The sequence below is a fragment of the Streptomyces sp. NPDC051561 genome (assembly GCF_044454195.1).
In the GTDB taxonomy this organism is placed as follows: Bacteria; Actinomycetota; Actinomycetes; order Streptomycetales; family Streptomycetaceae; genus Streptomyces.
The window spans coordinates 1-14,861 of the sequence record NZ_JBITDM010000020.1 but is presented as its reverse complement, the minus strand read 5'-3'; the positions used below and the strand labels follow the sequence as shown (position 1 = coordinate 14,861).

Below are 14,861 nucleotides of genomic sequence, written 5' to 3'. Positions count from 1 at the left end.
GGAAAAGGGGCCCATCGGGCCCCTTTTTTACGCGCCTGGGCCACTCGGGCGGGCCGGACGGCCCTAGTGCGTGCATAACGGACGGTTCCGGGCGGGTGGTCGGCGTAGGAAAAAGATAAGTGGTCCAGTGGGCACGAGAGGCCATCGGGCCTGCTGGGGAGCGGTTTTCGGGCCCTCACTGTGTGCAATGGTTCCCCTTCGCGGCATGATCAATGTCACGCGGGCGGCGGAGTGTAGCAGAGGGGGTCGCGGAGCTTGTGAAGGGGCTCACGAGGTACCCCCTCGGAGGGGGTGGATACTCGATTGCATGAGCACCACGGAGCGTCCCAGGATCCTCGTAGTAGGCGGTGGGTACGTAGGCCTGTACGCGGCACGACGCATTCTCAAGAAGATGCGTTATGCGGAAGCGACCGTCACGGTCGTCGACCCGCGCTCGTACATGACCTACCAGCCCTTCCTGCCCGAAGCCGCCGCCGGCAACATCTCGCCGAGGCACGTCGTCGTACCGCTGCGACGCGTCCTCCCCAAGGCCGAGGTGCTTACTGGTCGCGTCACCACCATCGATCAGGACCGCAAGGTCGCCACGATCTCGCCGCTCGTCGGCGAGGCCTACGAGCTGCCCTTCGACTACCTGGTCATCGCCATGGGCGCGGTCTCGCGCACCTTCCCGATCCCCGGCCTCGCCGAGCAGGGCATCGGTATGAAGGGCGTCGAAGAGGCCATCGGTCTGCGCAACCACGTCATCGAGCAGCTCGACAAGGCCGACTCCACGACCGACGAGGACGTCCGCCGCAAGGCGCTGACCTTCGTCTTCGTGGGTGGCGGCTTCGCCGGTGCCGAGACGATCGGCGAGGTCGAGGACATGGCCCGCGACGCCGCCAAGCAGTACAGCAACGTGTCGCGCGACGACATGCGCTTCCTGCTCGTCGACGTCGCCGACAAGATCCTCCCCGAGGTCGGTCCCAAGCTCGGCGAGTACGGCAAGAAGCACCTGGAGTCCCGCGGTGTCGAGGTCTACCTCAAGACCGGCATGGACTCCTGCATCGACGGCGACGTCAAGCTGAACAACGGTGTCGAGGTCGCGTCCAACACCATCGTGTGGACCGCGGGCGTCAAGCCCAACCCGGCGCTCTCCCGCTTCGGTCTGCCGCTCGGCCCGCGTGGTCACGTCGACACCCAGGCCACCCTCCAGGTCCAGGGCAGCGACTACATCTGGGCCGCCGGCGACAACGCCCAGGTCCCGGACATGGTCGGCCGCAAGGCCGGCAACCCCAACGCCTGGTGCCCGCCGAACGCCCAGCACGCGCTGCGTCAGGCCAAGGTCCTCGGCGACAACGTGGTCTCCGGCATGCGGGGCTTCCCGCAGAAGGAGTACAGCCACGCCAACAAGGGCGCGGTCGCGGGTCTCGGCCTGCACAAGGGCGTCGCGATGATCGTCATGGGCAAGATGAAGATCAAGCTCAAGGGCCGTCTCGCCTGGTACGCCCACCGCGGCTACCACGGCATGGCGATGCCGACGTTCAACCGCAAGATCCGGGTGCTGGCCGACTGGACGCTGGGGATGTTCCTCAAGCGCGAGGTCGTCTCGCTCGGCGCCATGGAGACTCCTCGCGAGGAGTTCTACGAGGCCGCCAAGCCGGCGCCCCGTCCGGTCGACGCGGTGAAGGTCCCGGCCGCCGCGCAGCCCGAGAAGACCGAGGCCAAGGCGTCCTGACGCCCCGGCCCCGCCCGTAGTCACGCACGTCCCGAAGGGGCCGCCCGCCATCCGTGGTGCGGGCGGCCCCTTCGGCGTACCGCCGTCCCTTCGCAGGAAACGCCCGCGCACAGTTTTAAATGCACTGGCCATCCACTTTGCCTTCTCGTTGCCGTGAACCGGGATGCGGCAGCCGTCCTCCGGTGTTATTCGAGAGGTACGTCGACGAAGACAACGGAGGTGTGCACCATGGCCGATGCCGCGCAGCGGCTGACCACTCTTGCCGAGGAACTCCTCTCCACCCCGCTCCCGGTCCGCATCCGCGCCTGGGACGGCAGCGAAGCGGGACCACCGGGTGCACCCGTCCTGGTGATACGCGACCGCAAGGCGCTGCGTCGGCTGCTCTGGAAGCCCGGCGAGCTGGGGCTCGCGCGTGCCTGGGTGGCCGGTGAGCTGGACATCGAGGGGGATCTGTACGAGGCCCTGGGCGTCCTCGCCGGGCTGATCTGGGAACGCGACGACGAAGCGAAGGGCTCCGTCCACCCTCTCCGCGACCCCGCCCTGCGCGCCGCCGCCAGGGAACTGCTCAAGCTGGGCGGCCCCCTGCCGCCGCCGCCCGCACCCGCCGAGGAACTGCGCCGCCACACCGGACCGCTGCACACCAAGCGCCGCGACAAGGAATCCATCAGCCACCACTACGACGTGGGCAACGACTTCTACGCCCTCGTCCTCGGCCCGTCCATGGTCTACTCCTGCGCCTACTTCCCCGACGAGTCCGCCACCCTGGAGGACGCCCAGCGCGACAAGCTCGACCTGATCGCCCGCAAGCTCGAACTGGGGCCCGGGCAGAGGCTGTTGGACGTCGGCTGCGGCTGGGGGTCGATGGCGATCCACGCGGCGCGTCAGTACGGCGTCCAGGTCACCGGCGTCACCCTGTCGACCGAACAGGCCGCGTACGCCCGCAAGCGGATCGCCGAGGAGGGGCTCACCGACCGCATCGAGATCCGGGTGCAGGACTACCGCGACGTATGCGACGGCCCCTACGACGCGATCTCCTCGATCGGGATGGCCGAGCACGTCGGTTCGGTGCAGTACGCCGAGTACGCGGCCGATCTGTACGCCCTGCTGAAGCCGGGCGGCAGGCTGCTCAACCACCAGATCGCCCGGCGCCCGGTGGGCGACGAAGGGGCGTACCAGGTGGACGAGTTCATCGACCGGTACGTCTTCCCCGATGGTGAACTCGCCCCGGTGGGGCGGACCGTGGAGCTGCTGGAGGAGGCCGGTTTCGAGGTCCGCGACCTGGAGTCGATCCGTGAGCACTACGCGCTGACGCTGCGCCACTGGGTGGCCCGCCTGGAGAAGAACTGGGACGCCGCCCGCCGCATGGTCACCCCCGGCCGGGCCCGCGTCTGGCGGCTCTACATGGCGGCCTCCGCGCTCTCCTTCGAGCGAAACAAGATCGGTGTGAACCAGGTGCTGGCGGTGAGGCCCGAGTCGTCGGGGACGTCCGGGATGCCACTGCGGGCCCGTGTGTGGAGTGAAAGGAGTGCGTAACCACCTGGGGGAGATACCTTCCTTCCGTTTCTGACACAGATATGTTCAGAGATTGCGGAACTCCGTGCTCCAAGAGTCCTTTCGGGACTCCGGGGCGTGGAGTTCCGTCGTTTCTGGCCTTAACGGGCCGTTTCTGCACACGTCAGAGAAAGAGGGGATGCGACGTGCAGCACCCGAAGCACGCGCGGACGAAGCGGATGTGGCTGTGGGGGGCGGGAGCCGCCGTGGTGGCACTCGCGGTACCGGTCAGCACCGCCTTCGCGGGCGGCGCGCCCGAGGCGGCGGCAGCCGTCACCACCGGCGCGACCTTCAACGACCCGGCCGGCGACAGCGCCGCGCAGAGCCGGATCCGCGACCACGTGAAGAACCTGATCACCGGGGCCCCGGCGGGCTCCACCATCACCGCCGGGCTCTACTCCTTCACCGACACCCAGGTCTCCGGCGCCCTCGCGGACGCCAAGGCGCGCGGCGTCAACGTGAAGATCGTCATCGACAACGCGGCGACCGGTGACGGTGGCCAGTACAACGCCCTGAAGACCGCGCTCGGCACGGACCAGTCCAAGGGCTCGTTCGTCACCAACTGCGGCGTCAACCGCGGCTGCATCGGCTCGCGCGAGCTGGTGTCGGGCTCCGGCGACGGCTCGATCAACCACAACAAGTTCTGGCTGTTCTCCGAGACCGGCGGCACCAAGAACGTGGTCGTGCAGGCCTCCGCCAACATGACGAGCCTGCAGCGCACCGACCTGTTCAACAACGCGGTGACGATCGTCGACGCCGCCCTGTACGGCGTATATCAGAACTACTTCGCCGACCTGTCGAAGCGGCAGGTGAACAACGACTACTACAAGACCCCCTCCGCGGGCGCCTACAAGACCTACTTCTTCCCCCGTAAGGAAGCCGCGGGCAAGAAGTGGAACGACGACGCCTCCACCGACACCGTCTCGCTCATCCTGGGCAACGTCGACTGCGGCGCGGGCACCGAGGTGCGGGTGGCCGCCAACCTCTTCTCGCGCCGTGAGGTCGCCGAGAAGCTGGTGTCGATGAAGTCGGCCGGCTGCAAGGTGATCCTCGCCAACGACGGCGGTACGTCGATGAGCGCGGACGTCTCCTCCATCCTGGCGGGCAAGCTCACCGAGCGCGTCGAGTGCGCGGAGGCCCGCCCTGGCAAGAACCCGGTCGGACTGCACTCCAAGTACGTTCTGGTGAACGGCAGTTACGAGGGCAAGACCGGCCGCAAGCTGGTCTTCACCGGCAGTCACAACTACAGCTACGCGGCGCTGCGCGCCAACGACGAGACGCTGCTGAAGATCGACAACGCGGCGCTCTACGACCAGTTCAAGGCGAACCACGCCCAGATCATGAGCTACTGCAAGGGCTCCTGACCCCGGCGGACACCCGGCGGGACACCCGGCGGACAAAGGAGGCGGCCCCCGCGACGTACGTGTGTGTACGTCGCGGGGGCCGCCCCGTGTCCCGTGTCCCGGGCTACTCCGCCTTGATGGCGGACAGCATGTTCAGCCGGGCCGCGCTGCGGGCGGGCCACATGGCGGCCAGTACGCCGACCACGCCGGCCAGCAGCAGGAAGATGCCGATCCGGTCCCACGGGATGACCAGCGAGTAGCCGACGACCTGGTCCTTGATGGTCTGACCGATGGCCCAGGCCAGGAACGTACCCAGGACCACACCGACGACCGCGCCGAACACCGAGATCACCACGGCCTCCAGGCGGATCATGGTCTTGACCTTGGTGCGGGCCAGGCCGATCGCCCGCAGCATGCCGATCTCCTGCTGGCGCTCGAAGACGGACATCGCGAGGGTGTTGACGACCCCGAGCACGGCGATGACCAGTGCCATCGCGAGCAGGCCGTACATGATGTTCAGCATCTGGTTGACGACGCCGCCGAACACGTTGCGGATGTCGGCGCTGTCCATGAAGACGATCGCCGGGTTCTTGCCGAGCGAGTCGACCAGGGTCTGCTCGTTGGCCGCGCTGGGGCCGCCGTCCATGGCGACGTACACCGAGTAGGTGGGCGGGTCCTGGGAGTGCGCGGTCAGCAGCTTGGTGTCGATCAGCATGCCGGAGACGAACTCGTTGCGGCCGTAGATGCCGCCGATGGTGAGCTTGGTCTTCTTGCCGTCCTCGTAGGCCAGGTCCAGGGTCTGGCCCACCCGGTAGCCCTCGGCCTTGGCGGTCTTCTCGTCGACGGCGACCTCACCGCGGGCCAGAGGGCTCAGCGAGCCGTTGACCACAGGGAGCTTCAGGACCTTCTCGACGTCGCCGGGGGTGACACCGACCGCGTCCTGGTAGGTGTCGCCCGCACCCTTGAGGGAGCCGAACTGCTGCGGGGAGACCGCTGCGACGCCCTTCGTCCTGGCGAGCGTCTCGACGACGGACTTGTCCAGCGAGGAGCCGTTGGCCATGTTGACCATGTAGTCGGCGGTGACCACGTCGGTGGTCTGCTTGTCGATGGCCTGGCCCATGGTCACGCCGAGCACCGTCAGGCCGGTGACCAGGGTCAGGCCGATGGCCAGCGCGGAGGCGGTGGCGCCGGTGCGGCGCGGATTGCGGACCGAGTTCAGCCCGGCCAGCTTGCCGGAGATCTTGAAGACGCGGTGCAGCAGCGGGCGCACCAGGGCGATCACCGGCCGCGACAGCAGTGGGATCAGGATGATGATGCCGATCAGGGCGAGGAACGCGCCGCCGCCGATGAGCAGCCGGCCGGTCTCCTTGCCCACGGCCGCGCCGCCGACGACGGTGACCGCGCCGATGGCGGTGATGATGGCGCCGATGACGTTCCGTACCACCAGGGACTTCATGGACGGGGTGGCGTGCACGCTGTTCATCGCGGCGACCGGCGGGATCTTGGCGGCCCGGCGGGCGGGCAGCCAGGCGGCGAACATGGTGATGAGTACGCCGACGGCGAGCGAGGCGAGCACCGGAGTGACACCGATGACCAGCGGGCCCGAGGGGAGCTGGGCGTCCATGGCGTCCATCACCGGGCCGAGGCCCGCGGCCATGCCCATGCCGATGGCGAAGCCGATCACCGAGGCGATCAGGCCGACGATTCCGGCCTCGGCCAGGATCGAGCGGGTGATCTGCTTGCGGGAGGCGCCCACCGCCCGCATCAGCGCGAGTTCCCTGGTGCGCTGGGCGACCAGCATGGTGAAGGTGTTGGAGATCAGGAAGACGCCGACGAACAGCGCGATCCCGGCGAAGCCCAGCAGGATCTGGGTGAGGGTCTTGGTCGACTCCGCGACGACCTTCTCCTCCGCGTCACCGAGCTGCTTGCCGGTCTGCACGGTGGCGTCCTTGGACACCAGCGGAACGATCGCGTCCTGCAGTGCGCCCTGCTCGGTGCCGGGCTCGGCGGTCACGGTGGCCGAGGAGAAGAAGCCGGGCTTGAGGAAGAGCTCCTGCGCGGTCCTGTTGTCGAACAGCACCAGGCTGCCGCCGGAGTTCACGGTGCCCTGGTCGGTGGTGAAGACACCGGAGAGGGTGTACTCCTTCACCGGGCGGTTGGTGGCGATGCGGATCTTGTCGCCGACCTTGTAGCCGCCCTTCTCGGCGGTCCTGGTGTCCAGGGCGATCTCGCCGGAGTTCGCCGGGCCGTGGCCGCCGGGGAAGGCGTAGCGCCAGTCCTTGCCGTCCTTGCCGGGGTAGAAGTTGCCGCCCTTGTTGGACCAGCCCTGGGCGATGAGCTTGCCGTCGCGGTCGGCGGCACCGGCGAAGCCCTCGACGGAGCCGGTGACGTTGTCGGCGCCGGGCACGGTGGCGATCTTGGTGAGCTGGGCCTGGCTGATGCCGGGGCGCTGTTCGGCGGCGTCGGCGGGGGTGCCGTAGTCGTTGATGCCGACGGCCACCTTTTCGAGCCCCTTGCCCGACTGCTGGCGGAAGGCGTTGTGGAGGGTGTCGCTGAAGATCAGGGTGCCGGAGACGAAGGCGACGCCGAGCATGACGGCGAGCACGGTCATCAGCAGCCTGGCCTTGTGCGCGAGCACATTGCGCAGGGCGGTGCGGAACATGGGAGTTACGTCCTGGAGGGTTCGAGAAGCCTGAGTGGGGGAGGGGCCGGCGCCGATCACGGCACGCGGGTCCCGGGGAGCCGGAGCGGGTGGTCAGCTCGTACGGCCCTTGGGGGGGGGCGGAGCCGGGGTCGGCTCGTGCGGCCCCGGGTGGGCGGAGCCGGGGCCGGCCGGCGGGTGGAGCCGGTCAGCTCGTGCGGCCCTTGGTGTCGAAGTCCTTCATGCGGTCGAGGACGCCGTCGGCGGTGGGGTGCAGCATCTCGTCGACGATGCGGCCGTCGGCGAGGAAGATGACGCGGTCCGCGTAGGAGGCGGCGACCGGGTCGTGGGTGACCATCACGACGGTCTGGCCCAGCTCACGTACCGAATTGCGCAGGAAGCCCAGCACCTCGGCGCCCGAGCGGGAGTCCAGGTTTCCGGTCGGCTCGTCGCCGAACATGATCTCCGGGCGGCTGGCCAGGGCACGCGCCACGGCGACGCGCTGCTGCTGGCCGCCGGACAGCTCGGAGGGCCGGTGCTTGAGGCGCCCGGACAGGCCGACCATCTCGATGACCTTGTCCAGCCAGGCCTGGTCGGGCTTGCGGCCGGCGATGTCCATGGGGAGCGTGATGTTCTCCAGGGCGTTCAGGGTGGGCAGCAGGTTGAACGCCTGGAAGATGAAGCCGATCTTGTCCCGGCGCAGCTGGGTGAGCTGCTTGTCCTTGAGGGTGCCGAGCTCGGTCTCACCGAGGCGCACCGAACCGGAGGAGAAGGAGTCCAGACCGGCGACGCAGTGCATCAGCGTCGACTTGCCGGAGCCCGAGGGGCCCATGATCGCCGTGAACTCGCCCTGCCGGAAGTCGACCGAGACCCGGTCGAGCGCGACGACTTGGGTCTCGCCGTGCCCGTAGACCTTGGAGAGTTCGGTGGCGCGGGCCGCGACCGCCGTGGCGCGGTGCTGCGTGGCATGGGGGTACGTGGTCACGGTGGTGCTCCTGTCGGGACGCTTGGGGGGACGTCTCCCATCCTCACGTCGCTTTTACTTCCGCGAGTCAGCCCGCGTGCCCGTTCCCGGGGCCCTCTCCGGTCGGACCCCAGGAGGTCCGGGTCCTCCTTGAGTATGACGGCGACCCCGAGAGTGGGGGCGGGGTCGGCGGGCGGCCGTGGGAAACGCTTTCTCTCCGTACCGACCCGTGCACAAGAGGGCTACTTTCCGTCATTCCCGTGCATGCACCGACAGCGGGCGGTACGGCTCCCTACCAGCTCGGGCGGGCAGCGAGGCGGGTGACCCATGTATGACGGTCCATCAAGCGCCCATAAAATAAGACAGCGTTGGGGCGATCTGCCGCTGTTCGGGGGATGCCGCCGGATAGGCTCTGAGCCATTGTCGCGGCCCGCGCGCCTTGCCCGGATGGTGGAATGCAGACACGGCGAGCTTAAACCTCGCTGCCCCTCGGGGGCGTACCGGTTCGAGTCCGGTTCCGGGCACATCTTCTGCCTGGCGGCCGGAGGCCGCGGGCGGGCGACCGGCCTGCCGGTGGTGCGTGGGCCCGGGAGTGTTCGTCCCGTCGGGCGCCGCAGCTGCTGAGGTCCCTGACGTTCCCCATGCTCTGCGCCGCCCGACGGGACGTGCGAATGCGGTGGGCCCGGTGCGGAGTGCGGGCGCTCCGCTCAGAGCGCCGTGCCGCGTTCCGCGAAGGAGATCAGGAACTCGCGCAGGTCGACGTCTCCCGGTGCGCTGTCGCCCTGCGCGGCCAGCGCGAACTCGGCCAGCTGGGGCATCGCGACCGGCCATGCGGCGAGCCCGATCAGGGTCAGCAGCAGCTGGTTGGCCATGGCGGGGGAGTAGCCGGTGGTGGTGGCCAGAGCCCTCGAAGCGCTGGTGTACCACTCGGCGCGCGACGAGTCCTGTTCCTGCGGTGTGTTGCCGTGCTGGAGCGCTTCGAACATCAGCAGCCGCAGCAGCGTCGGATCGCTGCGGTGGTAGTCGAAGATCCGCCCGACGTACTCGCCCACCGGCCCCTCGCCCGGCCTCACGGCCTCGGCCAGCTCGGCCATGGCTTCGGCGAGCACCGCTTGGAACAGTCCTTCCTTGCTGGTGAAGTGCCCGTAGATGCGCTCCTTGTTGATGCCTGCGTTCTCGGCGATCCGGTTCACCCGCGCGCCGGCGATTCCGTACTGCGCGAACTCGGCTCGTGCGGCGTCGAGCAGCAGCCTTTTCGTCTTCTCTGTATCGCGTCCCATGTGACCCAGAGTAGGGCCTTACAACCGGTTGGTTGGAATCTTCGTAAAGTTTGCGTCGCGCCTCCACGGGGTGGGCGAGGCGTGTGCGGCGCCCGGGGCCCCCCGGGATTCGTCATGGCTTGGTCAAGGGTTGGCCATGACCAACCAACAGGTTGGACGGTTCCGCGAAGGGTGTGGCAGGATCCCAACCAACAGGTTGGACGGCGAGCCGAAAAGCATGCCAATATCCAACCAACAGGTTGGATGGGTCGCCTCCTCGTGGGGAGTCCTGTGTCCATGAACCAAGGGATGGCTGCCAGTGAAGATCTCGATATCGGGGACGTACTCCGCCGGGAAGACCTCGACGGTGATGGCTCTGTCGCACTACACCGGGGTTCCGCGCACTCTGGCGCGGACGATCCGGGAGATCCTGCCGGAGACGTTCCCCGGAAGGGCGCTCGCCGATGTGGCGCCGGCCGAGTTCCTTCAGCTGATGCTCCGCAGGCACACCGGCCGAGCGGTCCAGGAGGCGCTGCTGGGCGACCGGTTCATCTCGGACGGGTCCTCCCTCCAGGAGTGGCTGTACGGGGCGGGCCGGGTCATTCACGGCATGAACCCCAACGCCACGGCGGACAACGCCGGGGGACGGGCGACCGAACTCTCCGAGGAGATGCGGTTCTTCGGGAAGGTCGTCGAGCAGTACGGCCACGCCCTGAAGGCGCACGTGAAGAACACCTTCGACGCCTATGTCCACCTCCAGCACGAACTGCCCATCGCCGCCGACGGCCACCGCCCGATGAACGAGGGGTTCCGGGCCACCATCGACACGATGCTGCTGCAGACGCTCGATGAGCTGGAGATTCCGTACCACGTGGTCAGCGGCTCGATGCCGGAGCGGCTGCGGACCATCTCCGGCATCTTCGGGCTCACTCCGGTGATGGACGTGGACGAGGCCATCGAGCACGCCTGGCAGGACTACGGGCGCCAGGACTTCCGTATGGAGACCGAGCGGACCGCCGTTCCCGCCTGAGTCGTTTTCTCTTTATTCGAACTGAAGTACGTATTCCAGTGAGGAAGACCATCATGACGAAGAAGCCGCGGGTAGCCATCGCCTACTACTCCGGGTACGGCCACACGACCGTACTGGCGAAGGCGGTCGAGGCCGGAGCGGTCGAGGCCGGGGCGGAGGTCACCCTGATCCGCGTCGACACCATCACCGAGGAGCAGTGGCAGGTGCTGGACGCGGCCGACGCGATCGTCTTCGGCTCTCCCACCTACATGGGCTCGGCAGCCGGAAAGTTCCATGTCTTCGCCGAGTCCACCAGCAAGCGCTGGGTCGCCGAGGTGTGGTCGGACAAGGTCGGCGCCGGATTCACCAACGCGGCGTGCAAGGCCGGCGACAAGCACTCGACCCTGGGCTACTTCGCGACCCTGGGCGCCCAGCACCAGATGAACTGGGTGAATCTCGGCCTGCTGCCGGGCTGGCACACCAGCACCGAGAGCGAGAACGACCTCAACCGTCTCGGGTACTTCAACGGAGCCGCGGCCAGCACCCCGGCAGACCTGCCCCCTGAGGCCGTCTCCAAGGCCGACATCGCCACGGCCGAGTACCTGGGCGAGCGGGTGGCCCGGCACACCGCGGTCGTCCTGGCGGGCCGCGAGGCGCTGGCCGCGACGGCGGCCTGAGCGGCACCGCACTCACGCTTCACCGTACTCACGCTTCACCGCACGCACGTGACTCACGCGTCACCGCATCTGCGCGCCGCCGTATTCACGCGCCGCCGTATTCACGCGCCGCCGTATTCACGCGCCGCCGCATTCACGCGTCCCGCGCTCACGCGCCGACGTGCTCACGCGTCACCGCATCACCCAACGGGAGGGAAACTCATGTCCGTTACTCAGGGCTCCGCCACGCAGGCCACCTCTGAAACCGTCGACGCCTTCTTCGCCGCCTTCGGCTCCGGCGACCTGGAGGCGACCGTCGCGCTGTTCGCCGACGAGGTCGACTTCCGCGTCCTGGGCGCACCGAACGTCCCCTGGACCGGCGTGCGTTCCACCAAGGATCAGATCGCCGAGTTCTTCGGCACCTTCGGCCAGGTCCTCTCGGCGCCGGAGTCGTTCGAGATCACCGGACGGCTGGCGCAGGGCGAGGACGCCGTGGTGATGGCCAGGTGTGTCTTCCAAGTGCTCGCCACCGAACGGAAGTTCACCAATCACTACGCGCTCCACTTCACGATCTCCGGCGGCCGCATCCGCCGCTATCACATGTACGAGGACAGCCATGCCATCGCCGAGGCCTTCGTCGCCCACGCCTGAGATCCAGCGACCGGCCGCACCTCCCACGGAGCCCACCAGATGAAAAACTCAGCACTCCTCGTCCGCACCGGACTGGGGCCGGCCATCGGCGGCACCCTCTTCTTCGTCGCCGCCCACTTCCTGCCGCCCACGCCCTACTGGGACGGCTTCTTCCGGGTACTGCCCGCAGGCATCCTGCTGCTGGCGATCCGCCCCGCGCTGCCCCGCGGCTCGTGGTGGTGGAAGTCGCTCGTGCTCGGCACGCTCAACATGGGCCTGTTCACCGTGCTGCTGCTGATCTCCGCGCAGCGGCTGCCCGGCGGCGTCGCCGCCACGCTGAACGCGATGTCGAGCCTGGTGGCGATCGCGGTCGCCTCGGTGGTCCTCAAGGAGAAGATCCGGCCGCACCACTACATCGCCTGTCTGGTCGGAGTCGTCGGCGTCGCGCTCCTCGTGCTGCGCAGCTCGGCGCAACTGGACGCGATCGGCATCCTGGCGGGCATCGGCAGCGCGTCCAGCATGGGTGTCGGTACGGTGCTGGCCCGCAAGTGGGGTCGCCCGGAGGGGGTGCACAGCCTCACCACGGCGGGCTGGACCCTGCTGGGTGCCGCCGTCTTCCTGCTGCCGCTGGCGTTCCTCTTCGAGGGTGCGCCGCCGAGCTTCTCCGGAGTGCAGCTGGCAGGCCTCGCCTGGGCGGCCTTCGGGGTCGGCGCGCTCGGCTTCGCCCTCTACCTCTCGGGCGTCCAGCGGCTGCCGGTCTCCCTGACGGCGCCGCTCACCCTGATGAACCCGGTCACCGCGGCCCTGCTCGGCTGGGTGGCGGTCGGCGAGCGGTTCACCCCGCTCCAGCTGCTCGGCGGACTGCTGGTCTGCGCCGCGATCATCCTGGTCGCAAACCCGGACATCCTGGGCCGCTTCTTCACCAGGGCCGAACCGTCACCGGCATCCACACCAGCACCGGCACCCACACCAGCACCAGCGGCCCAGTCATGAAGGACGTCGACGTCGTCGTGGTCGGGGCGGGACCGACCGGTCTGGTACTGGCGGGCCTGCTGTCCCGGGCCGGGGTGAAGGTGCTGGCCGTGGAGCGCAGGCCCGACCGCGGCGACCGGCCGAAGGCGGTGGTGCTGCACGCCCCCACGCTGGAACTCCTCGACTCCTTCGGCCTGCTGGACGACGTACGTGCCCGCAGCATTCCCCTGGAGCGGTTCGCCTTCCACGTCAACGGGGCGGACAAGTACGCCGCCGAAATGACCGGGCTGGACAGCTATCTGGACGGGTACCGCAACCTTCCGCAGCCGGTCCTGGAAGGGCTGCTCGAAAAGTACGCGGTCGCCCACGGTGCGCGGATCGATCACGGTGTGGGCTATCTGTCCCACCAGGCCGACGAGGCCGGGATCACGGTCCGCTTCGACGGACGTGAACCTGTTCGCTGTTCCTACCTGGTCGGCAGCGATGGGCCACGCAGCGCCGTCCGGCAGGCGCTGGGAATCGCGATGGCCGGCCGCAGCCTGACCACGAGCTACCTGCTGGTCGAAGGAGTCCCGCAGGAGCTCGTCGGGCGGGACGAGGTCGGGGTGCACGTCGGGCTGACCGGCATGGTCACCATGATGCCGATCCCGGGCGACCAGGTACTCATGGCCGGGCCCGTGGTCTCCGGGCTGTCGCTGGAGCGTGGGGCACAGGTGCCCTGGCGCGAAATCGGCGAGGCCATCGAGACACTGGGATTCGGTGACCGGCTACGACTGGCAAAAGCCACGCGTACGAGCCACTATTCCGTCGAACTGAGGGTTGCAGAAAGATTCGTGGCCGGTAATGTCGTACTGGCCGGTGACGCCGCGCACTTGAATACCCCCGCCGGTGGACAAGGGCTCAACCTCGGTATCGGGGATGCTGTTTCCCTGGCCTGGCGCCTTCTCGAAGCATTGAAGAAAGATGATTCGAGCGTACTCGCCGGATACGATGCCGAACGCCGTCCCTTCGCGGCGGAAGTGGGGCGGACCACTTTCCTCGCACCGCTCGTGGAGCGAATTCGGGCGGGGAACGCGGCGGAGAATGTGCCGGGGAACGGCACGACCGCTTTGACGGTCCAGGACGAAGTCGATGAACTGGCTCTGAGCTGGAGCCAGTTGTATCCCGGCCGGGAGAGCCGCCCCGGCGCCCCTTATGAACTGACCGCCGGGGCGCGGGTGCCCACCCGGATCAGGACCGCCGAGGGAGCGGTTCCGTTCCTCGCCCCGAGTGACCGCATCGACGGTTCCACCCTGCTGCTGTTCGACGGCGCCGAAACCGGAGTGCCGAAGAACGGCTCCTCGATTCCTCCGGTGCGGGACGTGCTCCGCATCCCCCGCCCGGCCGACGGCCGGATCACCGTGCCCGAAGGGGCTCGTGGGCTTCTGGTACGTCCTGACCGCCGGGTCGCGCACGTACTGCGCCACCAGGACGCGACCGTCCCCGCCGCGGCGCACCGGCAGACGGCGTCCGCGCTGCCGTAACCGCACTTCCACTCTGTCGTCATCGGGTTTCCGCACGGTCGTGACCGTGTGGGCTCGCCGTTAATTCTGCGCAACAAGGAGAATCACATGACATTTCCCGCCATGCCCAAGGCTGTTCACCAGTTCTACGCCGGCTCCCAGGCTGCCGATGCCGAGCTCTGGGCCGGGGCGTTCGCCGAGGACGGCCTGTTCCACGACCCGGTCGGCAGCGAGCCCATCCGTGGCCGTGAAGCGATCCTGGCCAGGCTCCGCAAGGTGATTCCGCTCTTCGACCCGTTCCTGGGCATCACCCCGGTCGAGGCTTTCACCACCGGCGGCCAGACCGCGGTGCTCTGGCGCGGAGCGGTCGTCTCCACCGAGGGCAACCCGGTCAACTGGTCGGGCATCACCGTCTACCGACTTGATGACGAAGGCCTGATCGCGGAGGCTTCGGCGTACTTCCACCACGGGGTCTTCAGCGCTCAGCTCGGCAAGGAGCACTGATCCGGACCGTGCCCGGTCAGTGAGTGTTTTCAGAGTGGCCACTGATCGGGTGATGGGCCGGTGTGAGCAACGGACAGGGCTCCCGTGCCGTTGAGGGAGGTGTTCGACGTCTCATC

General features: G+C 68.3%; 12 protein-coding genes and 1 tRNA gene. 10 read left to right on the top strand and 3 right to left on the bottom strand.

The window, feature by feature from the left end:
• The first annotated feature begins 307 nt into the window (after positions 1-307).
• The 3 genes from ACIA73_RS32110 (at position 308) to ACIA73_RS32100 (ending at position 4,629) form a co-directional block, all read left to right on the top strand.
• Entirely contained in the window at positions 308-1,714 is a 1,407-nt protein-coding gene (locus tag ACIA73_RS32110; protein WP_399442395.1) for an NAD(P)/FAD-dependent oxidoreductase, read from the top strand.
• A gap of 228 nt (positions 1,715-1,942) precedes the next feature.
• Entirely contained in the window at positions 1,943-3,247 is a 1,305-nt protein-coding gene (locus tag ACIA73_RS32105) for a class I SAM-dependent methyltransferase (protein ID WP_399442394.1), read from the top strand.
• Between the two features lie 164 nt (positions 3,248-3,411).
• On the top strand, positions 3,412-4,629 hold the full coding sequence (locus ACIA73_RS32100; protein WP_399442393.1) for a phospholipase D-like domain-containing protein: 1,218 nt from the start codon (positions 3,412-3,414) through the stop codon (positions 4,627-4,629).
• 103 nt (positions 4,630-4,732) lie between these two features.
• Here ACIA73_RS32100 and ACIA73_RS32095 read toward each other — a convergent pair whose 3' ends face one another.
• Positions 4,733-7,270, bottom strand: coding sequence for an ABC transporter permease (locus ACIA73_RS32095; RefSeq protein ID WP_399442392.1), 2,538 nt, complete (start codon positions 7,268-7,270; stop codon positions 4,733-4,735).
• Between the two features lie 187 nt (positions 7,271-7,457).
• On the bottom strand, positions 7,458-8,234 hold the full coding sequence (locus tag ACIA73_RS32090; RefSeq protein ID WP_399442391.1) for an ABC transporter ATP-binding protein: 777 nt from the start codon (positions 8,232-8,234) through the stop codon (positions 7,458-7,460).
• 420 nt (positions 8,235-8,654) lie between these two features.
• Between ACIA73_RS32090 and ACIA73_RS32085 the strand changes: the two genes are divergently transcribed.
• Positions 8,655-8,737 (top strand) — tRNA-Leu (locus ACIA73_RS32085).
• A 183-nt stretch (positions 8,738-8,920) separates the two neighbouring features.
• On the opposite strand, the gene ACIA73_RS32080 is transcribed toward ACIA73_RS32085, so the two are convergent.
• Positions 8,921-9,493, bottom strand: a complete 573-nt coding sequence (locus ACIA73_RS32080) for a TetR/AcrR family transcriptional regulator (protein WP_399442390.1) — start codon at positions 9,491-9,493, stop codon at positions 8,921-8,923.
• A 298-nt stretch (positions 9,494-9,791) separates the two neighbouring features.
• Here ACIA73_RS32080 and ACIA73_RS32075 point away from each other — a divergent pair, with 298 nt between their 5' ends.
• The 6 genes from ACIA73_RS32075 to ACIA73_RS32050 all read left to right on the top strand — a co-directional run bounded on the left by ACIA73_RS32075 (position 9,792) and on the right by ACIA73_RS32050 (position 14,745).
• The gene (locus ACIA73_RS32075) at positions 9,792-10,502 is read left to right on the top strand and encodes an AAA family ATPase (protein WP_399442389.1); all 711 of its coding nucleotides are present in this window, start codon (positions 9,792-9,794) and stop codon (positions 10,500-10,502) included.
• A gap of 53 nt (positions 10,503-10,555) precedes the next feature.
• Positions 10,556-11,158, top strand: a complete 603-nt coding sequence (locus tag ACIA73_RS32070; protein ID WP_399442388.1) for a flavodoxin family protein — start codon at positions 10,556-10,558, stop codon at positions 11,156-11,158.
• Between the two features lie 201 nt (positions 11,159-11,359).
• Positions 11,360-11,788 carry a nuclear transport factor 2 family protein gene (locus ACIA73_RS32065; protein WP_399442387.1) on the top strand — a complete coding sequence of 143 codons (429 nt, stop codon included), beginning with the start codon at positions 11,360-11,362 and terminating at the stop codon, positions 11,786-11,788.
• A gap of 39 nt (positions 11,789-11,827) precedes the next feature.
• Positions 11,828-12,760: a DMT family transporter gene (locus ACIA73_RS32060; RefSeq protein ID WP_399442386.1), complete on the top strand. Its 933-nt coding sequence runs from the start codon at positions 11,828-11,830 to the stop codon at positions 12,758-12,760.
• Entirely contained in the window at positions 12,757-14,262 is a 1,506-nt protein-coding gene (locus ACIA73_RS32055; RefSeq protein ID WP_399442385.1) for an FAD-dependent monooxygenase, read from the top strand. Before ACIA73_RS32060 ends, ACIA73_RS32055 begins: the two co-directional genes overlap by 4 nt.
• An 87-nt stretch (positions 14,263-14,349) precedes the next feature.
• A complete protein-coding gene (locus tag ACIA73_RS32050; protein WP_399442384.1) occupies positions 14,350-14,745 on the top strand; it encodes a nuclear transport factor 2 family protein in 396 nt (131 codons plus the stop codon).
• The last annotated feature ends 116 nt before the right edge of the window (positions 14,746-14,861 follow it).